This window comes from Corynebacterium anserum (genome assembly GCF_014262665.1).
In the GTDB taxonomy this organism is placed as follows: Bacteria; Actinomycetota; Actinomycetes; order Mycobacteriales; family Mycobacteriaceae; genus Corynebacterium; species Corynebacterium anserum.
Window position 1 is genome coordinate 2045780 of the sequence record NZ_CP046883.1, and the last position, 26748, is coordinate 2072527.

General features: G+C 55.8%; 25 protein-coding genes and 1 pseudogene. 8 read left to right on the top strand and 18 right to left on the bottom strand.

The genetic code is table 11. The features are described from left to right. Positions 1-118 precede the first annotated feature (118 nt). Together topA and GP473_RS08605 are read right to left on the bottom strand one after the other, a co-directional pair. Positions 119-3103, bottom strand: a complete 2985-nt coding sequence (gene topA, locus GP473_RS08600; RefSeq protein WP_185770454.1) for a type I DNA topoisomerase — start codon at positions 3101-3103, stop codon at positions 119-121. Between the two features lie 393 nt (positions 3104-3496). Then, a complete protein-coding gene (locus tag GP473_RS08605; protein WP_185770455.1) occupies positions 3497-3700 on the bottom strand; it encodes a cold-shock protein in 204 nt (67 codons plus the stop codon). 257 nt (positions 3701-3957) lie between these two features. Between GP473_RS08605 and GP473_RS08610 the strand changes: the two genes are divergently transcribed. Then, positions 3958-6300, top strand: coding sequence for a DEAD/DEAH box helicase (locus GP473_RS08610; RefSeq protein ID WP_186276862.1), 2343 nt, complete (start codon positions 3958-3960; stop codon positions 6298-6300). A gap of 159 nt (positions 6301-6459) precedes the next feature. Then, positions 6460-7865, top strand: a pseudogene (locus GP473_RS08615) (lipase family protein). Positions 7866-7910: 45 nt separating this feature from the next. Here the strand turns inward: GP473_RS08615 and GP473_RS08620 are convergent. The 6 genes from GP473_RS08620 to GP473_RS08645 all read right to left on the bottom strand — a co-directional run bounded on the left by GP473_RS08620 (position 7911) and on the right by GP473_RS08645 (position 12556). After that, positions 7911-8210 (bottom strand): Rv3654c family TadE-like protein, encoded by a 300-nt coding sequence (locus tag GP473_RS08620; protein ID WP_186276863.1) that lies wholly within the window; start codon positions 8208-8210, stop codon positions 7911-7913. A 25-nt stretch (positions 8211-8235) separates the two neighbouring features. Then, the gene (locus tag GP473_RS08625; RefSeq protein WP_186276864.1) at positions 8236-8541 is read right to left on the bottom strand and encodes a hypothetical protein; all 306 of its coding nucleotides are present in this window, start codon (positions 8539-8541) and stop codon (positions 8236-8238) included. A 3-nt stretch (positions 8542-8544) separates the two neighbouring features. Beyond that, positions 8545-8832, bottom strand: coding sequence for a DUF4244 domain-containing protein (locus GP473_RS08630; protein WP_425488585.1), 288 nt, complete (start codon positions 8830-8832; stop codon positions 8545-8547). A gap of 90 nt (positions 8833-8922) precedes the next feature. After that, complete coding sequence (locus tag GP473_RS08635; RefSeq protein WP_186276865.1) at positions 8923-9996, bottom strand: type II secretion system F family protein; 1074 nt, start codon at positions 9994-9996, stop codon at positions 8923-8925. Beyond that, the gene (locus GP473_RS08640) at positions 9993-11399 is read right to left on the bottom strand and encodes a TadA family conjugal transfer-associated ATPase (RefSeq protein WP_186276866.1); all 1407 of its coding nucleotides are present in this window, start codon (positions 11397-11399) and stop codon (positions 9993-9995) included. The genes GP473_RS08635 and GP473_RS08640 overlap by 4 nt, the downstream gene beginning before the upstream one ends. After that, the gene (locus GP473_RS08645) at positions 11396-12556 is read right to left on the bottom strand and encodes a CpaE-like family protein (RefSeq protein WP_186276867.1); all 1161 of its coding nucleotides are present in this window, start codon (positions 12554-12556) and stop codon (positions 11396-11398) included. Before GP473_RS08645 ends, GP473_RS08640 begins: the two co-directional genes overlap by 4 nt. A gap of 168 nt (positions 12557-12724) precedes the next feature. On the opposite strand from GP473_RS08645, the gene GP473_RS08650 reads away from it, so the two are divergent. Continuing rightward, positions 12725-13525, top strand: a complete 801-nt coding sequence (locus tag GP473_RS08650; RefSeq protein ID WP_186276868.1) for an HAD family hydrolase — start codon at positions 12725-12727, stop codon at positions 13523-13525. A 121-nt stretch (positions 13526-13646) separates the two neighbouring features. Here GP473_RS08650 and GP473_RS08655 read toward each other — a convergent pair whose 3' ends face one another. Further along, positions 13647-14435 (bottom strand): Fic family protein, encoded by a 789-nt coding sequence (locus GP473_RS08655; RefSeq protein WP_221891940.1) that lies wholly within the window; start codon positions 14433-14435, stop codon positions 13647-13649. A 101-nt stretch (positions 14436-14536) separates the two neighbouring features. Here GP473_RS08655 and GP473_RS08660 point away from each other — a divergent pair, with 101 nt between their 5' ends. Both GP473_RS08660 and GP473_RS08665 read left to right on the top strand, forming a co-directional pair. Further along, positions 14537-15055, top strand: a complete 519-nt coding sequence (locus GP473_RS08660) for a phage holin family protein (RefSeq protein WP_185770464.1) — start codon at positions 14537-14539, stop codon at positions 15053-15055. A 45-nt stretch (positions 15056-15100) separates the two neighbouring features. Further along, a complete protein-coding gene (locus GP473_RS08665; RefSeq protein ID WP_246394777.1) occupies positions 15101-16045 on the top strand; it encodes an alpha/beta hydrolase in 945 nt (314 codons plus the stop codon). Between the two features lie 5 nt (positions 16046-16050). Here GP473_RS08665 and GP473_RS08670 read toward each other — a convergent pair whose 3' ends face one another. The 4 genes from GP473_RS08670 to nth are packed head-to-tail and all read right to left on the bottom strand — an operon-like array spanning position 16051 to position 19580. Further along, the gene (locus GP473_RS08670; RefSeq protein WP_185770465.1) at positions 16051-17259 is read right to left on the bottom strand and encodes a MarP family serine protease; all 1209 of its coding nucleotides are present in this window, start codon (positions 17257-17259) and stop codon (positions 16051-16053) included. After that, the gene (locus GP473_RS08675; RefSeq protein ID WP_185770466.1) at positions 17256-18077 is read right to left on the bottom strand and encodes an NUDIX hydrolase; all 822 of its coding nucleotides are present in this window, start codon (positions 18075-18077) and stop codon (positions 17256-17258) included. Before GP473_RS08675 ends, GP473_RS08670 begins: the two co-directional genes overlap by 4 nt. Before the next feature lie 2 nt (positions 18078-18079). Further along, positions 18080-18775, bottom strand: a complete 696-nt coding sequence (locus GP473_RS08680) for a TlpA family protein disulfide reductase (RefSeq protein WP_185770467.1) — start codon at positions 18773-18775, stop codon at positions 18080-18082. Between the two features lie 7 nt (positions 18776-18782). Next, a complete protein-coding gene (gene nth, locus GP473_RS08685; RefSeq protein WP_186276869.1) occupies positions 18783-19580 on the bottom strand; it encodes an endonuclease III in 798 nt (265 codons plus the stop codon). A 245-nt stretch (positions 19581-19825) separates the two neighbouring features. Here nth and glxR point away from each other — a divergent pair, with 245 nt between their 5' ends. Further along, positions 19826-20509, top strand: a complete 684-nt coding sequence (gene glxR, locus GP473_RS08690) for a CRP-like cAMP-activated global transcriptional regulator GlxR (RefSeq protein ID WP_185770469.1) — start codon at positions 19826-19828, stop codon at positions 20507-20509. A gap of 142 nt (positions 20510-20651) precedes the next feature. On the opposite strand, the gene GP473_RS08695 is transcribed toward glxR, so the two are convergent. The 5 genes from GP473_RS08695 to GP473_RS09580 all read right to left on the bottom strand — a co-directional run bounded on the left by GP473_RS08695 (position 20652) and on the right by GP473_RS09580 (position 23295). Beyond that, on the bottom strand, positions 20652-21491 hold the full coding sequence (locus GP473_RS08695; RefSeq protein ID WP_185770470.1) for an MBL fold metallo-hydrolase: 840 nt from the start codon (positions 21489-21491) through the stop codon (positions 20652-20654). Between the two features lie 106 nt (positions 21492-21597). Next, entirely contained in the window at positions 21598-22062 is a 465-nt protein-coding gene (locus GP473_RS08700) for a RidA family protein (protein WP_185770471.1), read from the bottom strand. A gap of 3 nt (positions 22063-22065) precedes the next feature. After that, positions 22066-22218 (bottom strand): Sp36 family protein, encoded by a 153-nt coding sequence (gene sp36 / locus GP473_RS08705; RefSeq protein ID WP_185770472.1) that lies wholly within the window; start codon positions 22216-22218, stop codon positions 22066-22068. Positions 22219-22287: 69 nt separating this feature from the next. Further along, positions 22288-22671 carry a WhiB family transcriptional regulator gene (locus tag GP473_RS08710; RefSeq protein WP_185770473.1) on the bottom strand — a complete coding sequence of 128 codons (384 nt, stop codon included), beginning with the start codon at positions 22669-22671 and terminating at the stop codon, positions 22288-22290. A 501-nt stretch (positions 22672-23172) separates the two neighbouring features. Continuing rightward, on the bottom strand, positions 23173-23295 hold the full coding sequence (locus tag GP473_RS09580) for a hypothetical protein (protein WP_281381119.1): 123 nt from the start codon (positions 23293-23295) through the stop codon (positions 23173-23175). 37 nt (positions 23296-23332) lie between these two features. Here GP473_RS09580 and GP473_RS08715 point away from each other — a divergent pair, with 37 nt between their 5' ends. After that, on the top strand, positions 23333-25597 hold the full coding sequence (locus GP473_RS08715) for a transglycosylase domain-containing protein (protein WP_246394778.1): 2265 nt from the start codon (positions 23333-23335) through the stop codon (positions 25595-25597). A 138-nt stretch (positions 25598-25735) separates the two neighbouring features. Beyond that, positions 25736-26713: a metallophosphoesterase gene (locus GP473_RS08720; RefSeq protein ID WP_185770475.1), complete on the top strand. Its 978-nt coding sequence runs from the start codon at positions 25736-25738 to the stop codon at positions 26711-26713. The last annotated feature ends 35 nt before the right edge of the window (positions 26714-26748 follow it).

Genomic DNA, 26748 nt, shown 5'->3' on the forward strand with positions numbered 1-26748 from the left:
AATTCCCTAAAAATTTTCACCAATATTTCGGTGTACCTGCACTATCGAGTGCGTACATCGAATCGCGCGTAGCCCTCACCGTCTAGATCTCACGGTGTAGGACCTCTGTCGTCCGCCTCTAACCGCGTGTAGCTTTCACCGTCCGCGTCGTGAGATTTCGACCAGCCGACTTCTTCGTAGCTTTCTTTGTGGTCTTTCCCGCGGTCTTTTTCGTGGCTTTCTTGGCGGCCTTCTTGGTGGCCTTCTTGGTGGCCTTCTTTCCAGCTTGACGGTTGGATTTCGCCTCCTGATCTCCGTCTGCCGCCTCTTTGGCACGACGCTCCGAGAGCAACTCGTTTGCGCGAGCATCCGTCAACGTCTCCGGCGTATCACCCTTACGCAGCGACGCATTCGTCACCCCGTCGGTGACGTACGGCCCAAAACGGCCGTCCTTCACCGACATTGGCTTGCCGGACACATCGTTGTCGCCCAATTGTTTCAGCGGAGGCTTCGCCGCCGCGCGACCGCGGCGCTTAGGTTCTGCATAAATGCGTCGAGCCTCATCCAAAGTGATAGAGAAGATCTGATCCTCGCTGGCCAACGACCGAGAATCATTACCCTTCTTCAGATACGGACCATACCGCCCATTCTGAGCCGTAATGAGTTCCCCATCGGACGGATCCACTCCCACCTCACGCGGCAAACTCATCAACTTCAACGCCTCGTCAAGAGTGACCGTCGCCGGCTCCATCGTAGAAAATAGGCTCGCGGTTTTTGGCTTGAGCGTTTCTTCCACAATGTCTTTGATGCGCTTCGCCTTTTGATTCTGAGCCGTCTTAGTCTCCCGCGACAGGGGTTTCTTCCCCTCCCCAGCGCGTTGCGCATCCAACTCATCGCGCTCAGCCTCCCACATAGCTTCGGCCTCGGCGGCGACCCGGGACTCCTCGTCCTCGCCCAGCAGCTCGGTCACATAGGGGCCATAACGTCCCTCACGAGCGACAATCATGCGACCTGACTCCGGGTTAATGCCCAGCTCACGTCCACTTTGTGGCGTCGCAAAAAGCTTTTCTGCCACGTCCACAGACAACTCGTCAGGAGTCATTGACTCCGGCAAATTAGCACGCTGAACCTCAGGCTCACCGCCGTCTTCAGGGGGAAGTATGCGTTCCAAGTACGGACCATAGCGGCCAACTCGGACCACGATCGGGATGCCATTGGCATCGTCAAAAAGATGCAGCGAGTTCACACGGCGAGCATCTATCTGTTCCAGGTTGTCGCCCACAATATTCTTGAGGCCGCCGAGCCGGTGAACTTCCTTACCCACGCCTGCCGCATCAGAGCTCGTGTCACCAAAGTAGAAACCCTTCAGCCACTCGGCGCGTGACTCTCGCCCCTCCGCGATCGCATCCAGCTCATCCTCCATCGCGGAGGTGAAATCATAGTCCACCAGAGAACCGAAATTCTGCTCCAACAAACCAACTACAGCAAACGCCACCCACGACGGCACGAGAGCATTGCCGCGTGAGAACACGTAACCACGATCCTGGATAGTGCGAATGATGGAGGCGTAAGTGGACGGGCGACCAATGCCTAACTCCTCCATCCGCTTCACCAAACTAGCTTCGTTGTAGCGAGCAGGAGGGGTGGTGGCATGCCCATCAGCCGTCACATCAGAAGCGGACAAGTCATCGCCTTTGGCCAGCACTGGAAGGCGCTTCTCCGCATTGTCAGCCACATCACGACCATCGGAGAGCTGCGAAACCTCAACATATGCCTTCAGGAAGCCCTGGAAAGTCACTGTACGGCCCGTCGCGGTGAACTCACATACCTCTCCCCCTGCTGCCGCGCCGGACACCGTGACCTTCATCGACGTACCACGTGCATCAGCCATCTGCGAGGAAACAGTGCGTTGCCAGATCAACTCATAGAGTTTGAACTCTTCAGCATCCAATTGACTAGACAGCTGACCCGGCGTTGCGAACTCCTCACCCGCTGGGCGAATCGCTTCGTGAGCCTCCTGGGAATTCTTCACCTTGCGGTTGTATTGGCGCGGAGCATCTGCCACATACTTGTCACCATAGAGCTCGCGAGCTTGCTTCCGAGCGGCGTCGATACCCGCCTTCGATAAGGTCGTGGAATCCGTACGCATATAGGTGATGTGACCGTTTTCGTACAAACGCTGAGCGATGCGCATCGTTCGTTCCGAAGTAAAACGAAGCTTACGGCCGGCCTCCTGCTGCAGGGTGGACGTCATAAACGGTGGATAAGGCCGGCGGGTGTACGGCTTCTCCTCCACACTCGTGACCTGCATGGAGGTTCCGATCAGGCCATCGGCGAGGTCGCGCGCACGCTCCTCATCCAGAACCAAAGCCTCACCCTTGAGCGTACCGTCGTCACCAAAATCACGTCCCTGGGCGATCTTCTTGCCATCCACACTCGCCAATTTCGCCGCGAAGTTGTCCGGCTGTCCCTCCGGCACATACATCTGAGCCGTGAGATCCCAGTACTCCGCGGAGACGAAAGCCATACGCTCGCGCTCACGTTCAACGATCACTCGAGTCGCCACTGATTGCACGCGACCTGCTGATAGACGCGGCATGACTTTCTTCCACAACACGGGCGAGACTTCGTAGCCATAGAGGCGATCCAACACGCGCCGCGCCTCTTGCGCATCCACCAGGTCGTAGTCCAGCTCACGAGTATCTTCCGCCGCAGCGAGAATAGCCGGCTTAGTGATCTCGTGGAATACCATGCGGCGCACAGGGACTTTCGGCTTCAGCACTTCCAACAAGTGCCAGGCAATAGCTTCGCCTTCACGGTCGGGGTCAGTCGCGAGGTACAGCTCATCCACTTGCTTGAGCTTGGCTTTAAGGTCAGCGACCTTCTTCTTCTTGTCCGGGCTGACCACGTAGAGAGGTTGGAAATCAGAATCCACGTTTACACCGAGGCGAGCCCATGGTTCTTTCTTGTATTTCGCTGGAACATCGGCAGCCCCGCGCGGCAGATCACGAATGTGGCCCACCGATGCTTCCACGATGTAGTTAGGGCCAAGGTACGGAGCAATCTTCTTTGCCTTCGTTGCGGACTCAACGATCACCAGACGTTTCACGTCATTTTGTGCCATGGGCGTGGATCACTCTTCCTTAATTCTTGCTCTCTATACGAAGTTGCGTGTTGCGCAGGGTGACCGTCACTACACGGGCGGTCATCTCTGCACAGCACAACTATCTCTACTTCTGTACAGCATGACTATCTCTACACAGAGTGGTCATCTCTGCACAGCGTGGTCGCTCACCAAAATGGTTTATATCACCAGTTCTAAGGGACTCTACATAACCCACCGTTAATCATCACTAATCCGGTGTGGTGTCGGGCGCTGTTTTCTCCCCTGTCGACGCCACCACATACCCCTCACAACGCTCATGAAAAACCGCCACGACGCTGCACTTTAACCGATGCGCAGCCGTGGCGGGGAGAGGGTGCATTCCCGAGGGTGCACTCACTTTGCCACTAGGCTCTACAGTGCCACGACATTTTGTGCCTGAAGCCCCTTGTCGGATTCACCCACCTCGAACTCCACCTTCTGATCCTCTTCCAGAGTGCGGAAGCCACTACCTTTGATCTCTGAGTAGTGAACAAAAATATCCTTAGAGCCATCATCTGGGGCGATAAAGCCAAAGCCCTTCTCCGCGTTGAACCACTTCACGGTTCCCTGTGCCATGTCTGCTCCTTATATATGCGATTAGCCACCAGTGTGCCACGGTTCACAACATTTTAGGGAAGGAAAGTAAAAATAAGTCTTAAAGAGCACCCTTTTGGGCTGGTGAGAGCGCTGCCAACAGAGGTTCCTGTGCGTCGATAATCTGCCGATAACCTTCAGTCTCAGGCGTCGATTAAGCTGCTGTAATTATCATAACCCCCGCTCTTCCATGTCCGTGATACCTCTCCGTACACAGCAACTCCCACCCTTAACACACCATGACCACCTGCTCTTCCAGCCCACGCCCTACCTTCGGTGACGAACTACTCGATTCCCTGGTCGCCGCCATGCCTCGCAGCACACTGACCCATGTTCGGCATGAACCAGCGCGCAGTTCCATCCCGGCGCAATGGCCAGATTGGGTCCATCCGGATCTCATAGCCTTCTTAGCCAACGAAGGCATTACCCACCCCTGGTGTCATCAAATAGCCACTGCCGAGCATGCCTGGAACGGTCAGGATGTCATCGTGGCAACGTCTACCGCCTCCGGAAAAAGTTTGGGTTATCAGCTTCCAGTCCTCTCCGCCCTAGCCTCCGACGCCCATAGCTCCGCCACAGCGCTATATATCTCACCAACAAAAGCTCTCGCCCAGGACCAACGGGCGTCTCTAGCGAGGATGTGCGCGGAGACACATGCGCTGAAAAACATCATGGTCGCCACCTACGACGGCGATACTCCCACCGAGACTCGTCGGATCATCCGGGAGCAAGCACGGATCATCGTCACTAACCCTGACATGCTGCATGCCTCCATCTTGGGAAATCCGAGTGCTTGGACACGCCTGCTCAAAACCCTGAAATACGTGATTGTGGACGAATGCCACGTGTATCGAGGTGTATTTGGGGCCCACACCTCGCTTGTAATGAGAAGATTGCTACGACTGGCAACCCACCCCCCGGTGGTGATATTTGCATCGGCAACGAGCGTTGACCCTGCAGCACATGCACAGCGATTAAGCGGTCGCCGGGACATCGTGGCGGTAACGAAAGACGGCTCTCCCTCCGGGGAGAGGACGATTGCCTTATGGGAACCGGGATTCCTTCCTGATGCCACGGGCGAACACGGTGCTCCGGTACGACGTGCGGCCAACACAGAGGCCGCAGAGATCATGGGCAGGATCATCGCAGCAGGTGCGCGAACTCTGACCTTCGTGCGTTCGCGCCGAGGTGCGGAAGTAGTAGCGATGGGCGCCGCCGAACAACTAGGGGCGATGGGACGACCTGACGATTCCCGGCGCGTTGCGGCATACCGAGCTGGTTACACCCCTGAGGATCGACGTAAATTGGAACGGCAGCTCGACGAGGGTGAACTGTTGGGAATGGCCAGTACCAATGCGTTGGAATTAGGTATTGATGTAGGCGGGCTCGATACCGTATTGAGCTGCGGTTTTCCGGGAACGATCGCTAGTTTTCGGCAACAGGCTGGACGCGCCGGTCGGCGAGGCCAAGGTTCGCTTGTCCTCTTCATCGGCGCTGATGACCCAATGGATACCTACCTGGTGCATCACCCCGAGGCGTTATTGGAAAAACCAGTAGAGAACACAGTTTTCGACCCCTCTAATCCATACGTATTAGCCGACCATCTCGTCTGTGCCGCCGCTGAGAAGCCCCTATCCGACGCAGAAGTGAGCAGCTGGGGCGGAGAAAAAGTCGTGCAGGATCTGCTGAGTCAGGGCTCCCTGAAACGCCGACCCCGGGGCATCTTTGCAAATTTACAGACTGCGGCTCATGTCCATGCGCGCATCACGGTAAGAGGCGGCGCGGCCGAACATGTGGTGATTGTGGACAAGAACGACGGGCGGGTACTCGGCACTGTGGATGCCAGCCGTGCCGTAAGCGATGTCCACACCGGGGCTGTCTACATGCACCAATCTGAGACGTATGTTGTGGATGAGCTGAACCTTGACGAGGCGGTGGCCTGGGTTCACGCCGACATGCCCGAATACACCACTCGCGTACGTCGGGACACGGATATCCAGCTTCGCCGAACAAGATCCACGCGCAAACTCATGGATGGCGTCTGGCTCGCTGACGTGGACGTCGAAGTTTCGCACAAAGTGCACTCCTTCGTGAAGCGACTGCCGAGTGGCGAAATCCTTGAGACTGTTCCGTTAGAAGCTCCGCCAGTGAGACTGTTCACCCGCGCCGTGGCCTACACCATAGAACCGGACGTGCTTCTCGATCTTGGGTTGGTGGAACCGACATGGCCCGGCGCATTACACGCGGCAGAGCATGCAGCTATTGGCCTACTCCCTTTATTTGCGACTTGTGATCGCTGGGATATTGGGGGTGTCTCCACGGTGCATCACGCAGACACGGGGCTTCCTACGATCTTTGTCTACGACGGTTACACCGGTGGTGCAGGGTTTTCCGAACGAGGTTTTCACACATTTGGAGCATGGATGAAAGCTACAGCTGATGCCGTGGAATCCTGTGAATGCGAATCGGGCTGCCCTTCCTGTATCCAGTCCCCCAAATGCGGCAATGGCAACGAGCCGTTGTTTAAGGCAGGAGCTGTATCAATCCTCCGCATGCTGGCAGATGCGTGCAGTACGACATGAGGTGAGTGTGTACCCCAGACCGCGGATGAGATACGCGGATGAGATACGCGGCATAGATGTGCGCAGTAGATGTATACGCTGCGACATGAAAAGCAAAAACGTGCATTCAGCGGTGCAGAGAACATATAGTTTTCACTTAGAACATTGTGGAGGCTACTCGTGACTCTTTTACCTTTTTCTTGCCTTAAAACTGCCTTAACCACCAGGGTTAAAACCAGTGCGTCATCGCTACGTCATGCCGTAGCGTTTCTCGGATCGGTGGCATTAGTGGGTGGAAGTCTGGCCGCTGAAGCTGCTCCGGCTCATGCCCAGTCGTCGGACGTTATCGGATCATTTGCGGACGTCACCCCTGCGTCCGCAGTGGATTTGGGTGAGGCTCCTCACCCTCTACCGGACTATGGCGGTACTCCCGTGGATTCTGGGCTGGTGGTGGGAACCCCTCCAGCAGAGACGGGCAAAGCCATGAACGAGGTTTCTTTAGACCCATCCGTTGGCTTAAGTTCCGCCGCTGTTCAACAACGTTTTTCATACTCCACGGTAAATCAACACGGCGAGGTGGCGGCATCGACAGCGAGCTTGTTTCTCCCCAAAGGACCAGCTCCCAAGGGAGGCTGGCCAGTACTGGCGTGGGCACACGGCACTGTGGGTTTGGGGGACCAGTGCACGCCAAGTATGAATCCTCAGGGAGAACGCGACCACAAGTACTTAATCCACTGGCTTGAGGAAGGCTATGCGATCGTAGCGACGGACTATGTTGGACTTGGCTCTCCCGGTATGCATAGCTATCTCAATGGAAAGGTCAACGCGGCTAATGTGGTGGATTCCGTCATTGCTTCTCGCGAGCTAGAGGAAGGACAAGAGCTCAGCAAAAAGTGGGCAGTCATCGGGCAATCCCAAGGCGGCGGCAGCGCGTTGCACGTTGCTCTCAGCGCTACAAAACGCAGCGCCGATGCTGGTCTCGATTACCGAGGTGCAGTTGCCACTGGAGCACCTGCATACATTGAGGAAATCGTCCTAGCCGCAGGGCCTACTTTCCCACCCGTTCCCCTCCCAAGTGGACTGTCCGTATATTCGCTATATATCCTTGCTGCGTTTCAGGAAGCTCATCCCGAAGTTGACCTAAATTCTGCGCTGACGGATGAAGGTCGCCAGATGATTGCCGCAGCCAAGAAGTCCTGCAACGATCAAACAGCAGCCGTGGTTAAGGGCGTGAATGTCGCCCGTGCGTTCCGCAAGCCTTTGCGCGATGTTCCTGGTTTAGCCACCGCCCTTCGAGATTTTATGTCGACTCCCACGAGTGGTTATGACAAACCTGTATTTCTTGGTCACGGTCTCACAGATATCGATGTGCCCTCTCCCATCGGGGTGGTCTTGAACTCCGACATGTGGCTCACCAGTTCATCGGTGACGCCAAGAAACGGAATCTCCGCGTAGACGTCCACTGGTATCCCACTGATCACAGTGGGACGGTGCTTGCCTCCATGAAGGACTCCACCCCATTCCTGCACGAGATTTTTACACAAAAACCACCGACGTCCTCCATCTCCGGTTCCTCCGTGGTGTAGCTTGTGCGTAAAACTCAGTAGACACCTAGGTACGTGCATTCCCCGTTACTCGACGGGTCCGGCGACCGCGTGGGCGTGTCGAATACCTACCGTTACATTGACGCTGACATCGTCTCCATCAACTCTGCAATCATCCATGTGGGCACCATTGGCGTGTACAAAGGATTCCGCCACCACGCACGCCTCACCATTACCGTAGGCGTGCGCAGTTGCCGCTGAGATCGCTGCAATATCAGCTGCTACCTCAGCTCGTTGTTCATGGAGAAGTAGTTCAGTGCCCATAGCAACTGTCCCTGCCACAGCGATGACGGACAAGACGCATGAAACGCCGAAAACTGTGCTCACTGTTCTTCCTAGCTACCATCTTGAATTATTGGCTCGGCTCGGCGATCACGGTAGCGTGAGCTGTTACATCAAACATCACTGCTTTGTGGCTCACTCGAACTTCTATAGCCTGCTGACCTGCAATATTAACGGCCTGTTTTCCTACTCTCGCTTCGGGACTTCGGGTTCGGACATACGCCGCACCGTCACCCCCGAGAGCCTCAATTCGTGCCGCATCCCGGGCAAGAGACTCCACCGTCGAACGCGTGGCGACAGTGCTAAAGCCGCCGAGAAGTATGCCAACCGTGGCTGCCAGCGCTGTGAACACCATGCTGGCTTCGACGGTGTTCACCTTTTAACCTCCCTCGTTCAAGGCGCGCTCAAAGATACCGCTTAGTGCATTTTCCACCGAATCGGAAGTCACCACCGTGTAAAGCAGGGCGCCTAACGCAGCGGCTGCCACGCATCCCAACGCGTATTCAATGGTGGACATACCCCGTTCATCCTCGTAATGAGCTGAAATTTGCTGCACAATTTTGGCCATGACTTCTGAAAGCCACGTCTGACCCCGGTTGGCGTAGTGCATCGCCTGCGTCAGCGGACTTACCCCAGCCGTCTGTTCTGAATGATTAGTCAATGTCATAAAAAATCCCCTCCTAGTATGAAGCATCCGTGACATGCAGATGCTTTTCGATGTCAACGTTCGCATTCGTCAACATCTCGGTTTTGTCTTTTATATTCCCGCCAGGCCTATGACCAATGGGATTAATCCCACAAGTACAAAAGCTGGCAGAAAACACAGCGTCAGTGGTGCGGCAATCACTACTAGCACTCTCTCCGCACCAGCTTGTGTCTGGTCCGCGGCAAGTCTGCGTAGACGTGCCGCTTGTATACGTGCACCGTGGGATAGCACCGTACCTGACCTGGCTTGCTGCGATGCCTGACGAGCGACCGGACCATAGTGCGGGTCCCTGGCTAGGCCATCCCATGCTCTTTCCCCTGCCCCCAATGCTAGAAGCGCGGATACCAGTTGTTTTTCTTCCGATGTGCCGTGCGCTGCTACCGACCAGGCCTCACCTGTCGGTAATCCAGCATCGAGTGCGCCAGCGAAAACGTCGCAACATCTTGCAGCATCTAATGGATTTTCTTCAGCATCGTTCTGCCGAGGCCCTGCCCTGCCACCCACACCGCCGAGAACTGTCACTGTGAGAACTTCAACCCAAAGCATGCCCCCACAAGCTAACGTGGTTCCAACCAGAAGTAACGCGTTGCCTAACGGGCTAAACAGCAATAATGTAGCGCATCCCATACCCATGGATTGACCAAGTATTACAGCACCAATTGGCATGCTTAAAAGAATGATCATGGTTAGTCGAGCACCTGCCATCGCGCTGCGCGCTTTTTGTCTGCATGCGATCTGAGCGTCGAGGTCATCTACGTAGCGTTCAGATAGTTCCGCGAGGCCCAATCCGCGTGTATGAGACATTGCCCATAGACGGTAAAAGCGGTCCATTGGCGGCTGAGCATTGTCCGCTACAGCATCCACGGGTTCTCCTAGCCGAACTCGGCTCAAACTTACAGTGACGTTATCAACGAGTTCCGCATCATCCATGAATTCCGTAGCATGTTCCACCGCGGTTTCGATATGTGCTCCAGCCCATACTTCGCGTGCTACTGCATCCACAAAGTCACGTATGTGCTCAATCTGCTGCGCTCCGCGTGCCATGTCGATAATGCGGCGAATAACTACAGTCGCAGTCCCAAGCAACATGGCCACCACCCCTGCCCACACCACTGCGTTCATCATGAGCCTCCCCCTACAGATAGTGGCGGGGCATGGGATGCATGTGTAGGCACCATTGTTTCTAAAAATTCTGTCCAGCGTCTAGTACTGTCCTCTGGCCACAGCGGCTGCACTCTCATTTCTCTGCCCTCTCGTTCTAAGGTGCTAATCTGAGCCACATGCCTCCCCTGCGAATTACGTTCGACATGGAGGAGGTAATCGATACCATCTACTGCTTGATAAGCGACTGCCTGCTCTGTCATTCCCGCCATAGCCCCTAGCGCCAGTAGCCGACCAGGCACTGCCTGGGCACTATTAGCATGTAGAGTTCCTGCACTACCAGCATGACCAGTATTGAATGCGACGAGTAAGTCAGAGATTTCGGCTCCCCGCACTTCGCCAACCACAATTCTGTCCGGACGCATGCGCAGGCTTTGTTTAATGAGTTCGCGCATGTCGATGGCACCTTTACCTTCGGCATTAGCGCGCCGCGTTTGCATCTTGAGGATGTGTGCGTGCGTGGGCATAAGCTCGGATGTATCCTCCACCACAATTGTGCGTTCGCTGGGGCGGAAGCATTCCATCAAAGCGGCGAGCAGGGTAGTTTTTCCCGTTCCTGTCCCTCCACTGATGAGGATATTCTTCCTCGACGCCACGATTGCCCTTAATGCTTTTTCCACATCTGGCGCGGCGAAGCCTGACTGAACTAGGGCTTCGAGACTGTGCATACCTCGGGTGAGAACACGCAGGGACACGCTAGCTCCTCCCCAGATCGGTGGAGATAACGCTACGTGCACACGGATACCGTCGGCCCACACACCGTGAGGAAGTTTGGTGAGAATGCCATCTGCAAACGGACATGCATCATCCAGACGTGAACCACATTGCGCCGCCAGATTGACCGCCAGGTGCCTCAATTGCCCCGGAGTAAATTGCCGTCGGGCACAGATTTCTACTCCTGCACCGCGATCCACCGCAACATCTCCATTGGGATTAATCAGCACATCGGTGACTTGTGGTTCGCTTAACCAATCAATGACGGGACCAAGCCCTGACAGATCTTTTTCAATTTGGCGCGCTCGTTCCAATAACGCACTGTCCCCGACACCACTGTGAACTGGTTGGGTTTTGCCGTATGAAGCACTGCCGGAGCCGGGGTGCGTATCGTGCAAACTGCTTAACGCATCAGTGATGTCTTCCAATTGCGGTTCAACGGTTCCCCGACGCGCCAGTTCGAGACGAATGAGGTCTGTCAACGGCTCATCGCCGACCTTATCTTTTAACGAATCAGCGCCTCCCACGGACAACTCCGTGCCGAGGACACCACTTTTATCTTCTGTGGTGAATTTCGCTGAGTACCGTGATGCTCCAAGGTTTTGATATGCACTCGCTCCAAAGTATTTCTTTATTGTGGTGCGGACACTCATGCGACATTTCTTTCGCCCAGAATGTCGCTCAGGTTCACGACGTGATTAGTTTGGGAATCCACAATGGCATCGGCGATAGCGCGCGCAGCCTTGGACAAACTACCCCGCTGTAGACTGAGCGCTCCTCGGTCTAGGTCACACACCATGTCTGCATCTATATTCCATTCGCACGTTGGGCGCTGGCCCAGTAAAACCATGGCCATGGTGGCAGTTGTTGCTGCGTGAGGTATCTGGCGAATGACATGAAAGCCTGTGCCCCACCCTGCGTCTTCTACGCAGTAGCGCGCATCTTTGGCACCGGCTAAACCAGATACCGTCATCGCGCTAACAATCACTACCTCGTCAGGCTCAATGCCTCCCCACTTCCGTTCCCATTGTTCTGATCCGGGAAGGCTCCTACCGCAATCTATCACCAGCACTGTTCGCGGCATGGCCGCACTCAATTCAGCCACACTTAGCTCTGGCTGTTGCACCCGTTGATTCATGTATCCCGCGCTAAAGCGCGATAACACGTGAATGCCATCCAGTTCTGGACAGTTTTGCAGTATCTCTTGCTCGCTGGCATGTTCTGCTACGTCGTCTGAATACCATCCTGGTTGATTCTCAATCCCCAACACTGTATTCAACCCCTGGGAGAGGGGATCTCCATCAATCAGCAACGCATCACGGCTCGTTGCATTGCCTAACGCTGCAGCCAATCCTGCCGCAAAGATCGAAGTGCCTGCACCTCCGTGTCCGCCAATCACAGCAATACGCAGTGGGTCATCTACACCGATCTGTTCCGCCAGATCCACGCTCCCTCCATTCAGAAGGCCTGGTTCCATGAGATCAACTCGGCACACACGAACACCGTTGAGCTTGCATAACTCGGTGTCGCGATCAGTCAAGAGAATGACTCCAGCTCGTCCCGTGGGTCGTTCGCTCAGTTTTTCTTTGAGTTTCTGCGCGACGGTAGGTGAATACTCGCCGCCAGTTGCGTCCGTATGCCGTTGTGCTGCGGGCACGGTGACGATCTCACGCCGCGTTACGGATGCAACGAGACGCGCCTCTTCCAGCAATGCGGGATCTTCAATATCGATAATGATGGGCCGGACTACAGCCTTCCCACGATGTGAGTTTTTCTCTCCCTGTAGTGATAATCCCCGTAGTTTTCGCATGGCTTCACTCTCTCATTCCCTACATCACACCACTAGGGGGCATTATGTCCTGTGGATAAGCCCACCGGTTCAGGAGAAAATAGTTCTGGAGCCTGTGGATAACTAGCAAAAACAGCAACCACTGTTACTGTAGTGACAAATGTGACTCCTGATGCCTAGACTGGTTGTGTGACTCAACGACAGGGCCACGAGGCGATTCTCGCGATTTTCGACCTCGACAAGACCATCATCGATACCAGCGCTTCCATGGCCTATGGAAAACCCATGGCCGAGCGTGGTCTCATCGGCACGCCAGAAGTACTGCGGATGATGGCTCACCTAGGTAACTACATGCTCAACGGGCACACCGAAGAAAACATGAATGCAACCAAGGATGCCCTGCTACGAATGATTCGAGGGCGCGAGGAATCCGCGGTTCGCAGCGTCGCACAAGATGCCCTGCAAGAAGTCATCACACCATATATCTACGCCGAAGCTCGCGATCTCATTGAGCAGCATCGGCAACAGGGACATCACATTGCCATCGTTACCGCATCTCCTTCCGTCATGGTGGAACCAATTGCTCGCGAATTGGGCGCCGATCACCTCATTGCCACCGAGCTAGAGGTAGTCGATGGCCTGTTTACGGGCGAAGTGGTGCACTTCAACAAGGGGGACTCTAAAGTCGAACGCATCAGGGAACTTGCAGAGAAGCTGCACTATAACCTAGATGAAAGCTTCGCTTACTCGGATTCTTTTACGGACTTACCGATGCTGAATCTTGTGGGACATCCCACCGCCGTCAATCCAGATCGCCCTCTTCGCAAACATGCCACGGACAGCGGAATGCCCATCAGCCACTTCGAAAAGCCAGAACCTCTATTCCCTCAAGGAGCTGTGCTGGCAGGAGCTGGGGCGACCCTCGCTCTACTGGGTGTAGTCGCTACCGGTCTCACCCTATGGTTCAAGTCTCGAGATGACGATACCTAGAAGACTCCGCAACATTCGCTAGAGAAACACAAGCTGGAGCACCTCAACTCAGGACGGCAAAACCCAGCGTGCCCTCGCGTAGCTCCCGCACAGCAACTACTTTGCATCAGCGGCACAGCAACTACTTTGCATCAGCGATGGACTTGGCTTCCAAGGATCCTTCAGCGAGCCCAGTAGCATGGAAGCAAATCCATTCAGCCACACCTTCAGGCGTGCCTTCGGCAAATCTCTGAGCCTTCGCCCTGTATTCATCCCGATGCCGGTTCCACCACACTTCCGGCACGCCGAGGCCTCGCGGATCCAAACCACCAGAGATAGTCGCTAAACGCGAGCAGGCGCGGGCGGTGACACCATTGGCGTCGGCAAAAGGTTCAAGGGTGAGTAGCTCACCATGAATAACTGCCGATAACACCACCGAGTTCACCTTAGTTCCACCCGTGATGAGCCGTCCCAGCAACTGCAAACGGCGATCTGTCTGCCGTTGAGGGCGACCGGGAACTAGAAACTCGGAACTCTGAGCCGCCTTCCGGCGAAACCCCTCATCGGACATCCGGGGGCTAGCTACAGAATTAATCCGCGCCATAATCTGCAACGGTGCGCGGCGCCATGTGCTCTGAGTTTCCGCCACACCATCCGGCGCTAGCAATTCAGCGGCTCTGAGAGCACCAGCGAGGATCGGGTCATCCACGTGACCATCTTCCGGTAGCCGCGGAGTACCACCATCTAACTGCGCCGACGCACGCGCCCCACGCAACACAGACTCAGCACCCGTCACATCCCATCCGCGTAAATTCGCCGGGTGTCGGTGAACCCGAGCAATGTAATCGTTGGCTTGAGCCACGGCGTCCTCCACCCCGGGAAGATGAGCCAAGGGTTCCAAGGGGTCAGAAATACGTTGCGCATCAGACATAAACACCACAATAAATCACCCTTTCGCGCATTAATTGCGCTGGCATGGCAAACTAGGAGGAGTCAATCTGCTAGATAACTGATTTTCCCGGGAGTTTTTACGTGAGCAAGAACGACAACGACGGTCTGTACACTGACCGCGACAGCTTTAACCCGCAGGTCAACGCCATCCCTCTATCCGACGTGGATTCCCACGCCCAGGGTCAGGGCAGCATCGGTGACTTGGTGAAGGACGCATCCGCACAAATTTCCTCCCTGGTGCGCTCTGAGATCGAGCTGGCCAAGACTGAGGTCACAGCCTCAGCAAAGAAAGCCGGAATCGGTGGCGGGCTTTTCGCAGCTGCCGCAGTGATCCTGGCCTACAGCTCCTTCTTCTTATTCTTCACTATTGCCGAAGCCTTCAGCTCCTTCCTGCCTCGTTGGCTGGCTTTCCTCATCGTTTTCCTCATCATGCTGTTGCTGGTGGCAATTCTCGCTTTGGTCGGCCTGAAGCAAGTAAAGGCCATTAAAAAGCCAGAAAAGACCATCGAGTCTGTCAATGAATTGAAGGGTATTGTTCCTTCCAAGAACAGCAAGAAGTCCAACTCTGTAGCCGCCACCGATGGTGGCCTCTACTCCTAAGGGCTCGGGCTCCCACCGAGTCCCCACAACGTCCACTTCCTACCAGTGACAGCAGATAATTCCACGCACGCCCCGGACGCAGTGTTCATTCACTCCCGCGGCGTGCGTATTTTTGCCAAGGTTCAAGGCCCCCGCAATGCACCCTTAGTGTTGTTGATCCACGGCTTTGGCGGTGGCAGTTTCGATTTTGAACTCCTCATGGAGGAACTAGCTGATAAGCCTCTCCGCGTCGCTGCGGTTGACCTGCGCGGCTATGGAAAATCGGATAAGACTCCACGCGGTTATGACCTCACCACCGCGGCCAGCGACATGGCAGGCGTGATCCGTGGTTTGGGATATACCGATGCCCTCGTTGTCGGCCACGGTTACGGCGGCCTGGTGGGTTGGACTCTCGCCTCTCATGAACCGGAACGCGTGCGCGGTGTGGTGACTCTTTCCTCGGCACATCCGCTTGTTCAGCTTTCCTTTATCCGTCGCAATCCGGTGATGAATTGGCACCGGACGCGGCGAATCGTTAGCGCTCAACTCCCCCGCCTCCCTGAGTCTCGTCTGGTGAAACATGACGCAGCCCTCGCCGAAAGAATATTCCGTCAATCGTGTGCGCCTGGATTCCGTGACACGCAGGCGTACAAGGACCATGCCCGTCGGCGTCGGGATGCTATTCAGGTGGATAAAGTAGCGCACCTGGCTAGTGAATACCAGCGCTGGCTTTTCCGTATGCACTGGCGCGTCGAGGGACTGCTTTTCGAGCGCACGTTCCCCAAACAGATCGCTGCTCCCGTTTTGGCTATCGAAGGCAGCATGGATCCCGGCTATGTCTCGAAAGTCACGCAGCGATCAATCGCTCGCAGCTCTTCGCCGCATTCACGGGCAGTGCTCCTTTATGGTGTCGGCCATTATCCCCATGTAGAGGATGCGCCAGCAGTGGCGAGGATACTGCTGGAATGGATGTCTTCTGCTCCAGCTCTTAACCAAAAAGGCTTTGAATAGTGGCGCTAGTTCAGTACACACCCTTCAGTTCCTACCGGACTGGTGTGAGATTCTAGATCACCCACGTGGCTCATGACTTCTTCACGTGTCAACGCGTAGCCGGTCTCTTTCTGGTTCATATCTGCACCAAAAATGAGCCCCAGCACCTCACCCCGTTCATTGATCAGCGGCCCGCCGGAGTTCCCTTGCACCACGTTGGAACGCAGCGAGTAAGCCTCGCGATCTACACGGGCATCCGCGTAGATATTCGGACCGCTAATGGTAAACCGGTCACGGATACGGGCTGGGGTGGCTCGGAACGGACCGCCCTCAGGAAAACCTAGAACAACGGCATTATCGCCCGGTTCACCTACGTTCTCAGCCCATGCCAGAGGTGTGAAGTGTCCGTCATCAACCTTCAGTAGGGCGATATCCTCCTGCGGGTTGTAGTAGGTGACGGTGGCGTTTTTCTGCCCGTCAGTAGTCTTTAGCGCAACGGCATCAGTTCCGGCCACCACATGTGCATTGGTCATGACGATGTCCGGGGTGAGGGCAAAGCCCGTGCCCTGTAGTAGTCGACGGCACTGCTCCGCCTCCCCCACCACGTGGACGATGCTGGAACGAGTTTGCTGAACCACACTGGAATTCTGCAATGCCGGGTCTGGAACCGGAACCTCCCGGTTGGGCACCGTCTCAAAGGGGTCGATGATCACGGGGAAGCCGTCGGCGTGGATCATTGCCGTGGTTTGGTTAGGAAGGTTCTTGACCCAATCGGGCGAGAACCGTCCTACTGCTGCCAGTACCTTGGAATCCCGGACAGATTTTCCAAAATCTGAGGTATCACCGTTGGCCAAGGGCACGAGGATGAGCCATGCCACGATCATGGTGGTGATCGAAAGCACTACCATGCCCACCAAAGACTCCACTTTCAGCAGAGATTTTGTGCGGATCTGGTCGCGTAACCTCTGACCGAGGCGCGAACCAATTCCAAAGCATATGAGCACACTCAGCAATACCGTCACGAGCGCAGCAACAAAGCGCACCCCGTTGGTGTTGCCAAGTTTCTCGGCAGCGAAGGGAACCGAGTGGGGTAGGATCTGCACCCCTAGGTAACCACCGAGCAGTACGCCGATGAGCGCGAGTATGGCTGCGAAACCACCCTGGCGGTAACCCGTGGTCATTGCGTAAATTGCGGCGATAATTAACAAGGCATCGATTAGCAGCGAACCGCTCACGGCGCTCCTCCTTCCGGTCCCGCTGCGGTGAATCCGCTAGCCAGGTCCCCTAGTGCTTCCTTATTCTGCGATCGTTTCAATGCGTCGAACAGTTCCACGGGTTCTTTTCCCTTGTCCCATGGCTTTTCCCAACCAGCGCACTGTAGCAGTGCTGTCACAACGGTGCCGGTGAAACCCCATAAAACCATCCCCTGCACGTTAAACGCCGGGCCTTCCCATTGCATAAAGGCCACGCGGTAGCGGTATTTCGGGTCTACTAGGTTGGCGATGGGAACCGGCGCAACCCAGTCATTTTCTGGGCTTGCTGGGTAAACTTTCATCGGTTTCTCCCAATAAGCCAGCACTGGGATGACAGCAAAATTAGTGCGGTCGATGTATATGGGGTCTAGGAGAGCGAGGGGTTGCACTCCGTCTGGGTCGAGTCCGGTTTCTTCTTGTGCTTCCCTCATAGCGGTATGGATTGGGCTGTTGTCTTGGTCTTCGCGCCTGCCACCCGGAAACGCCACCTGCCCGGAATGGGTACGCATGCTCGGGGCACGATGGGTTAGTAATAGGGTGGCATCTTCCGGAAAAGGCGCATCGTCGGTGGGGATGTAAAGGGAGTCTCCGCTGATAAGCACCAACACCGCGGAGTAGCGGGGGGCTTTGCCTTCCTTATTTTTTTCGGGGACGCGACGCGCACGGTCGTTGATGAGGTCATGAATCGTACCCCGGCGCACATTGCGAACGAAGTGCTGCAGCCACACGGGCACTTCGGTAGGTAACGGGGGCTGGTGAGCAATTTCGGCCAGCCATTGTTCTTGTGTGTACGTATTCATGGCTAGTCTCCCAGCGACGTGGCTATAAGATGTTGCATCTCTTGGACATTATCGAAGGTTCGGGCGAAGAGTTCAGCGCGAGTGCCGTCCGGCCTATACACAATCGTCACGGGCACCACCTTCGGTATGGAAGTGGCCGAATCGAAAACGTGTTGCGAATCTTGGTAGCTGGCAAGGTGAGTTGCTCCAAGCTCCTGCAGCAGGTCGATTCCCGCTTGTCCTTTCGGGTCGAGATGCACACCAACTACGTTCCACTGTGGGTTATTCTGCGCGAGCTGCTGCACGATCGGAAGTTCGGCACGGCATGGTGCGCACCACCAGGCCCAAACGTTAACCACCGTTGGTTTGCCTGCCCACTGCTCGGCGAGGCTCACTCGGCTCTGCTTCCCACCGTTGGTCAGGCATGGAAGGTGGACGTTGGCTAGTTCGGCGTCTTTACTCAAAGTCGACGCCGCCGTTGCCTTATTCGCCGGCTCCGGGCAATCCACGGCATGAGTGCTGTTGAGCTGCTGGTCGGCAGAGGTGGCGTCGGCAGTAATCTCAGGGCTCTCCGTGGATCCGGAACTACGCGTGACCGGCGCAGGATCGGAGAAAACAGATGCAACAATCGGTACCACGGCCACAGCAAGGCCAATAATCACGGTAAGAGTAACGATGACGATGCGTGTACGGTCGTGGTCTGTGGGCATGGTTGCCATTGTCCACCTACGCTTCCTCAGGATCAAAGCCAGCTAAACGTAGCAAATGATCACGGTCCGGGGACTTAATGAGTTTCGCAGCCTCCAGAGGGTCAGCTGGTCCCGCATAGCCAAAGCTCGGACACTGTTTAGCCAAGAGGCATGCTCCACACGCAGCTGTGCGCGAATGGCAGACACGACGTCCGTGGAAAATGGTGCGGTGGGAGAACATCGTCCACTCTGTACGTTCAATGAGCGGCATGAGCTCTGCCTCCACCTTCACCGGGTCTTCCTGTTCGGTGTATTTCCAGCGCCGCACCAGGCGACCCAGATGAGTGTCCACGGTGATACCCGGAATACCGAAGGCATTGCCCAAAACTACATTGGCAGTCTTACGCCCCACCCCGGGAAGTGCCACCAGATCCTCGAGGCGCCCGGGCACTTCCCCACCATGCTTATCCACCAAAGCATTCGTGATTCCCAGAATTGACTTAGCTTTGGCTTTATAAAAACCAGTGGGACGGATCATCTCTTCAAGCTCATCTTGGTTCGCCTCGGCGTAGGCGAGAGCCGTCGGATACTTCGCAAACAAAGCTGGTGTGACCATATTCACACGAACATCGGTACACTGGGCAGATAGCACGGTTGCTACTAACAGCTCCAGCGGATTGGTGAAGTCCAACTCGGCGTGCGCATCTGGGTAAGCCTCCTTAAGGAGGCGGTCAATTCTCCGTGCGCGGCGGGTTCGCCCCAGTGGGGTTTCCTTACCTTTCGCAGCGATGTGACTACCAGGACGCGGGAGTTTTGGAGTACTCGTGCTGGACATGCTCACCACCTTAACCCGGCAACGAGACACGATCGTCCCACTCTCCTGAGGCAAACCTACAAACCTCCTGAGATTCTCTGAGCAAAGTGGATGTTTTGTGTTCTAAGCCACGGCGAAAATGTAAAGTAAACAGCCACTGCGGAAATGTAAACTAAACCGAGAAACAAGCGCGCACGCAGCGCTCGTAACCCCAGCGTGGGTTCATAACCCCAACGTGGCCTGAAGCGAGAGTGAAAGTTAACCCGATGTCTGAAGTATCTGAGATCCTGTCCCGAGCAGGAATCTTCCAGGGCGTGGACCCAACCGCCGTCCGCAACCTGATCGAGCAACTGGACACCGTGAAGTTCCCGCGAGGCACCACCATCTTCGACGAGGGCGAACCCGGTGACCGCCTGTACATCATTGTCAGCGGCAAAGTAAAGTTGGCACGCCACTCCGTTGATGGTCGGGAAAACCTACTGACCGTCATGGGTCCATCTGACATGTTCGGCGAGTTGTCGATATTCGACCCGGGGCCACGTACCTCTTCCGCAATCTGCGTGACAGAGGTCACCGCTGCCACGATGGATTCCACCATGCTGCAACAGTGGATCAGCACCCACCCGGAGATCCCCCAGCAGCTTCTGCGGGTACTGGCTCGTCGTCTACGCCGCACCAACAATTCACTGGCTGATCTCATTTTCACTGACGTTCCGGGGCGCGTAGCCAAGGCCTTGCTGCAGCTAGCCAACCGCTTCGGTACTCAAGAGGGCAGTGCGCTGCGGGTTCACCACGATCTCACTCAAGAAGAGATAGCGCAGCTGGTAGGCGCCTCTCGCGAAACGGTTAATAAAGCATTGGCCGAGTTCGCACACCGTGGCTGGATACGCCTCGAGGGCAAATCCGTACTGATCTCGGATACTGAGCGTCTGGCAAAACGCGCACGGTAAAACAAAGCGCACCCGGTGGTGCACGGGTGCGCTGGGGAACCTCTGCACTGAGCAAACCCCGAAAGCTCAGCGAGGCAATCCAGAGGACACAGTGGCTTGCTCCTCCGAGGGTATCCCCTCCGAGGGCTCACCACTGTTGCGCCTAGCCCTTCTGGGCCTGCAAATAACGCAAGGTCACGCGGGTTGACTGCTCTGCTGCGGAACGAAGAACTGGGTCAACGTCCGTGTAAATATGGTTAACGATGTCATTGACCGACGCTTCTTCACCCAACTCAGCCAGTGCTTCACTGACCTGCTTGAGCCTCAGCTCACGGCGGTCGATGTACTTCTGAGCAACTGCCGATAGATCCGGCAGATCTGGCCCGTGCCCTGGCAACAGGGTGACATTCTTCCCCCGCTCATTCAGCATGGCGAGAGTCTGCATGTACTTGCCAAGGTCACCATCAGTTTCGGAAATCATGGTTGTGTGGCGCCCCGCGATGGTATCACCAGTGAGGATACCCTCCAGATCCGAATCATCCGAGCCGCCATTGGAGTGGATGAAGAAACACACAGAGTCGGACGTATGACCAGGTGTGTGCACGACTTCGATGGTCGGGGTCAGACCCTTAATAGAAATGATCTCCCCATCCTTGAGAGGCTCTGCGCCGAGGCAGTACTGGGCATCTAAGGCGCGTACCGGCGCTCCAGTGATTTGGCGGAAACGCTCAGCGCCTTCCGCATGGTCAGAATGACGGTGAGTGAGCAGAACCAAGGCAATCTCAGCTGGCGTGCTACCAGCGGTGGTTGCCTTGTTGTTGAGCACATTGAGGTGACCTTCATCCTGCGGACCCGGGTCGACGACAACACACACATTGTCATTTTCTCCACGGATCACCCAGGAGTTCGTGCCCTCAAGGGCTCCGTAACTCGGGTTCGGCGCCAGCACAACGCCAGTGCTCGGTGTGACGGGACGTAGTTGACTGTAGGCAGGATGCTCCATAAGGCTCATTTTACGACGTATTCCGCCGTTTAACCCCTCTAAATTTTTAGGAACTAACCCCGAATTTGCGAAGCCACGCCAGCTAGACGCATTTTAGCAGCATCCGCTAGGAGCATTCCTTCACACGGACAATGATCTCCACTTCAACTGGCGCGTCAAGAGGCAATTCAGCCACTCCCACAGCAGCACGAGCATGGATCCCAGCGTCACCAAAAATCTCGACCAACACCTCAGAGGAACCATTAATCACTCCGGGTTGTCCCCCAAAATTGTGCGCAGAGGCCACAAAACCCGTGACTTTCACGATCTGCTCAATATTGTCGATCCCACCAACCACATCAGCAACTGCAGCAACTGCATTAAGAGCCGCGATACGCGCGAGATCATATCCCTGCTCAGCAGTGACTTCTGCCCCGACCTTGCCGGTCATCGGCAATGCGCCCTCGACAAAGGGCAACTGCCCCGATGTGAAGACCAGGTTCCCCGAACGAACTGCTGGTGTATAGGCAGCAACGGGCGCTGCCACAGGGGGCAGTTGAATACCGAGCTCTTCTAGGCGAGCACTATGCATTCTTTAAAGCTCCCTCTTCATGTAGGCAACATGCTGTTCGCCGGTCGGCCCAGGTAGAACGGAAACAAGTTCCCAACCATCCTGACCCCAGTTATCCAGGATCTGCTTGGTGGCGTGGGTGAGCAGTGGCACGGTGACGTATTCCCATTTAGTCATGCGTCTAAGTGTAACGTGGCGAACTCACAAAGGAGCGATACGGAAAAATCCGTACCGCTCCTCTATGGTTTAGCGCGCAACCGCCTTCTTGCGTAACTGTGCCGCCTCGAGCTGGCCAGCGAAAAAGTCTGCCCAGCTTTCGATCTCCGGGTGCTTGCGCAACAATGCGCGACGCTGCCGCTCCGTCATGCCACCCCAGACACCAAACTCGACGCGGTTATCCAGTGCGTCAGCACGGCATTGCAAAACAACGGGACAATGACGGCAAATTGCCACAGCTTTTCGTTGCGCAGCTCCCTTTACAAAGAGCTCTTCGGGATCAACAGTGCGGCAGTGAGCTTTAGCGATCCACTCCCCCCGGTTACTAAAGGACTCACGATGCGTCACCTGCTCTGGCTTCTGACGGGTAGTCGTAACGGCCTGTGTAGTAGGTCGAGCGAGCGATGCAGTCATGTGAATTTCCTCCGAATACAGCCTTGCGACTGATCTCAATAGGTTTTGCGATTGAACGTAATTTTATTCACAAATTTTTAGAACTGTCGAGTGCGTCACATTGCGGGGGTAAGTGACGCAGATAACACAAAAGTGCACTCTTGAGGCAGATTATCTACCCACCACTTTCAGCTCAGGAAACTCTCCGCAAAGAAAAACCCACCGAAGTCCACAGACCACTAGCAATGACACAGGTCACACTAGCTTCCTAGCCAAAAGCGTTGTGTGCTCCATATACGCGCCTATGCGTCATCGTGCTCCCGTCACCATCCAGCAACCTTTCACTGACAGCCACCGCACACTCCCCCTTCAGTAGAAAAACTCACACCCCCGTGCAGAATTTTCCTCAGCGTTTTCCCTAACGCCATCGCGGCCGATGGAGTATGAGTTCTAATCCTGCTATCACCGCAGGATTAGAACTGAAGCGATTCCTCACATCCCCTACATACACCGGTGATTTCCCTATCCCCACAACACATCCTCACATCTCGCCCATCCATCATCCCCACAACACATCCTCACATCTCGCCCATCCATCATCCCCTCACCCATCTTCATCACTCCATCAACGATGTTTTCTTTCATGTCTTCCATGTCTGAGGACTCAGCTAGGGTAAGCAAGGTGAACACCGCAAGTAATTCTCAGCTGTCATCCGTGGGGAAGCTTCTCGCCGCTATCCTCGCGGGTGGCCTTCTCTGTGCACTCGCCCTGGCGCCCTTTGCTGCCGCAGGCGCTTGGATGGTGAACTCCAGCGTGGAGACAATGAACTCAAACTTGCAGGACATTTCCGCAAACGACAAGCTTCCCCAGACATCCACCATCACGGACCGCAATGGAAAACCCATCGCGTGGATCTATAAACAGCATCGCTATGAAGTCAGTCCTAGTGACATCTCGCAAGAGATGAAGGATTCCATCGTCGCTATCGAAGACCGCCGCTTCTATGAGCACAATGGTGTGGACATCCGAGGCACCCTGCGCGCCGTCTTAGCCAATTTTGCTAGTGGTGGTGTCTCCGAAGGCGCCTCCACTATTAACCAGCAATATGTGAAGAATTACCTTCTACTTATCAACGCTAAGGACGATGAGGATCGCAGCGCAGCCATCGAAACTTCCATCCCCCGCAAGCTCCGCGAAATACGCATGGCTGGGGATTTAGATGACAAGTTGTCGAAAGAGGAGATCCTTGCTCGCTATCTCAACCTCATCTCCTTCGGCCACAATGCTTACGGGATTGAGGCGGCCGCCCGCACATACTTCGGCATTCCCGCAAAAAAACTCAACACGGCTCAATCCGCGTTTCTAGCCGGCGTGGTTCAATCAACCAGCTCGCTGGATCCATACACCAACCCGGATCGCGCAAAGGACCGGCGTAACGCTGTCCTCCAGGCACGCGTCGCCGCAGGAACGCTCACGCAGGCTGACGCAGACCAAGCTGCCGCACAACCTCTAGGAGTGCTCAAGGAACCACGCACGCTACCTAATGGGTGCATCGGAGCCGGTGGATCTGGATTTTTCTGCGATTACGTCATGGAGTGGCTCGCTAAGCAAGGTCTCAATCAGGATGACGTGGCGTCGGGTGGCTACACCATCAAGACCACGCTGGATCCGGTGGCGCAAAAGGCCGCAGAGGAGGCCTCCGCAACCTACGTCAGCCCCGAGACTCCCGGCGTATCGGAAGCAACCAACTTCATTGCACCAAGGAACAACGCGCACGAAGTGGTGGCCATGGCCTCCTCCCGCACCTACGGTCTTGATTCCAGTAAGCATCAAACCGTCAACCCAGTGACTCATTCCCTGCAGGGCCACGGCGCCGGTTCTATTTTTAAGATTTTCCCTGCAGCACTGGCTATCCAGGACGGTATGGGGCTGGATACTGTGCTAGCCGTACCACACCGCCTGGAAATTGATGGGATGGGGAATGGCGGCGCAGACAACTGCCCACCCGGTAAATACTGTGTGGAAAATGCGTCCGCCTATAAGAGCCAGATGACCCTCAAGGAAGCTCTGGCCACCTCTCCAAACACACCTTTCGTGAAGATGCTGAAAGATGTCGGGGTGAAACGCAGCGTGGATCTAGCAGTGAAGCTGGGGCTGCGCTCCTACGCCGAAAAAGGCAGTTACAACCAGGACACCTCTCTCGCTGACTACATCAAAGACAACAACATGGGCTCCTTCGTACTGGGTCCCACCCCAGTTAACCCAGTGGAGCTCACCAACGTGGCGGCCTCCATCGCAGATAATGGACGGTGGTGTGAACCACTACCGGTTCTCAGTGTCACGCCAGCAAATGGGCAGCCCGTACCATTGAAAAAGACCCCCTGCGAACAAGCTCTCGCACCCGATATCGCCCACGCCTTGGCCAATGCGATGGGCTCCGACGTTTCACGGGGTACAGCATCGGCGGCCGCTGCTCAGACCGGATGGAATGGGCCACTATCTTCAAAAACAGGAACCACCGAAACCAACTATTCCGCAGCATTCCTGGGCTTCACCCCCGGCTGGGCTGGCACCTCCTATATTTTCAATGATGAAGGAAAGGCATCAAGCCTCTGTACCGCCCCGGTTCGTCAATGCAGCACCGGAGACCTCTTCGGTGGACGCGAGCCTGCAATGACATTCTTCTCCGCCTCTAACCAGGCCATCGGCGCATATGGCGGCCCGCGGCTACCTGACTACGACCCGAAGTACAACCGCGGTACTAATCCGCCCGCTCCACCTGCAGGATCTGGACGGAACAATCAGAATCAGCGGCCTTCGGGTGGAGGAACGGGCTCCAACCCCGATAGCAACCGCCCTGCCCCCAATAACCGTCCTCCACTGATTAACCCGGACCTCAACGGGCTCCGGCAGAGCATTGAAGATCTGCTCCGGTCGTTCGGTTAAAGCCTGCCGACGCAGACTTCCGCCGCAGGCTGAAGCGTCGAACGTCAACCGCAGGCCTCGGCCGCGAGCTCCGTCACCCCAATGCTTATCGTTGGTAGGCAATGGCTCATACCCATGAGCGCGTAGACTTGATCAACTGTGAGTAACACACTTCTGCGCACCGTATTGTCCACCACCGCCGCCATCACGGTGGCGGGTCTCAGCACGCTCGCACTCGCATATAGAGAAACCCATAAGTTTGAGGTCAAGCAGGTCACCGTGCCACTTCTGGAACCGGGCACATTCGAGGATCCAGAGGAAGAATCCTTCCATATCCTCCACATCTCTGACCTCCACATGCTGGATAGACAAAAGCACAAGCAAAAATGGGTCGCCGCTCTCAGCGATCTGGATTTTGACCTGGTGATCAACACCGGCGACAATCTCGGTGAAGACAAGGGAGTTCCCGGTGTCCTCCGGGCATTAGACCCACTGCTCAACCGCCCTGGTGTATTCGTGTTTGGCTCGAACGATTATTTCGCCCCCCGCCCGGTCAACCCGTTCATTTATCTGCTGGGCAAGAAACGCACACCGTCGAAGGTGGAACTACCGTGGCGCGGCATGCGCGCAGCATTTGTCGAAAGAGGTTGGCACGACGCCACCCACCAGCACGTCGATTTCTCCATCGAACCTCGACATGATTCTCTCTATGTCCGCCACCACAAGTTCAATGTGGCAATCGCTGGTGTGGATGACCCACATCACGAGTTGGACGATTTTCGTCGCATTGCCGGCGGCCCCAATCCCGATGCGGATATCGCCATCGGGCTCTCGCACTCGCCTGAGCCGCATGTTCTCGACCAATTCGCTGCCGAAGGCTACCAATTGGTGCTGTCTGGGCATACCCATGGAGGCCAACTATGTTTGCCGGGCAGCCGCGCTATAGTCACCAACTGTGGTCTCGACCGCTCCCGCGTACAAGGTCTATCTCGCTGGTCCGAACGCATGTGGCTGCACGTGACTAACGGCTTGGGCAATTCCAAGTACGTGCCGTTTCGCATCTTCTGTCGCCCATCGGCCACCCTCATCCACATCGTTGAACGTGGTCAGGACGTAGAAATCTACGAGAACATATAACTTCCGTGAGCTCGCTCCTTGTCACGTGCCGTGTC

Excerpts from the sequence above, each read along its gene's own strand:
- topA (WP_185770454.1), bottom strand. The coding sequence starts at position 3,103 with ATGGCACAAAATGACGTGAAACGTCTGGTGATCGTTGAGTCCGCAACG.
- GP473_RS08605 (WP_185770455.1), bottom strand. The coding sequence starts at position 3,700 with ATGGCACAGGGAACCGTGAAGTGGTTCAACGCGGAGAAGGGCTTTGGC.
- GP473_RS08610 (WP_186276862.1), top strand. The coding sequence starts at position 3,958 with ATGACCACCTGCTCTTCCAGCCCACGCCCTACCTTCGGTGACGAACTA.
- GP473_RS08630 (WP_425488585.1), bottom strand. The coding sequence starts at position 8,832 with ATGACATTGACTAATCATTCAGAACAGACGGCTGGGGTAAGTCCGCTG.
- GP473_RS08635 (WP_186276865.1), bottom strand. The coding sequence starts at position 9,996 with ATGATGAACGCAGTGGTGTGGGCAGGGGTGGTGGCCATGTTGCTTGGG.
- GP473_RS08640 (WP_186276866.1), bottom strand. The coding sequence starts at position 11,399 with ATGAGTGTCCGCACCACAATAAAGAAATACTTTGGAGCGAGTGCATAT.
- GP473_RS08645 (WP_186276867.1), bottom strand. The coding sequence starts at position 12,556 with ATGCGAAAACTACGGGGATTATCACTACAGGGAGAGAAAAACTCACAT.
- GP473_RS08655 (WP_221891940.1), bottom strand. The coding sequence starts at position 14,435 with ATGTCTGATGCGCAACGTATTTCTGACCCCTTGGAACCCTTGGCTCAT.
- GP473_RS08675 (WP_185770466.1), bottom strand. The coding sequence starts at position 18,077 with ATGAATACGTACACACAAGAACAATGGCTGGCCGAAATTGCTCACCAG.
- GP473_RS08680 (WP_185770467.1), bottom strand. The coding sequence starts at position 18,775 with ATGGCAACCATGCCCACAGACCACGACCGTACACGCATCGTCATCGTT.
- nth (WP_186276869.1), bottom strand. The coding sequence starts at position 19,580 with ATGTCCAGCACGAGTACTCCAAAACTCCCGCGTCCTGGTAGTCACATC.
- glxR (WP_185770469.1), top strand. The coding sequence starts at position 19,826 with ATGTCTGAAGTATCTGAGATCCTGTCCCGAGCAGGAATCTTCCAGGGC.
- GP473_RS08695 (WP_185770470.1), bottom strand. The coding sequence starts at position 21,491 with ATGGAGCATCCTGCCTACAGTCAACTACGTCCCGTCACACCGAGCACT.
- GP473_RS08700 (WP_185770471.1), bottom strand. The coding sequence starts at position 22,062 with ATGCATAGTGCTCGCCTAGAAGAGCTCGGTATTCAACTGCCCCCTGTG.
- sp36 (WP_185770472.1), bottom strand. The coding sequence starts at position 22,218 with ATGACTAAATGGGAATACGTCACCGTGCCACTGCTCACCCACGCCACC.
- GP473_RS08710 (WP_185770473.1), bottom strand. The coding sequence starts at position 22,671 with ATGACTGCATCGCTCGCTCGACCTACTACACAGGCCGTTACGACTACC.
- GP473_RS09580 (WP_281381119.1), bottom strand. The coding sequence starts at position 23,295 with ATGAAAGAAAACATCGTTGATGGAGTGATGAAGATGGGTGAGGGGATG.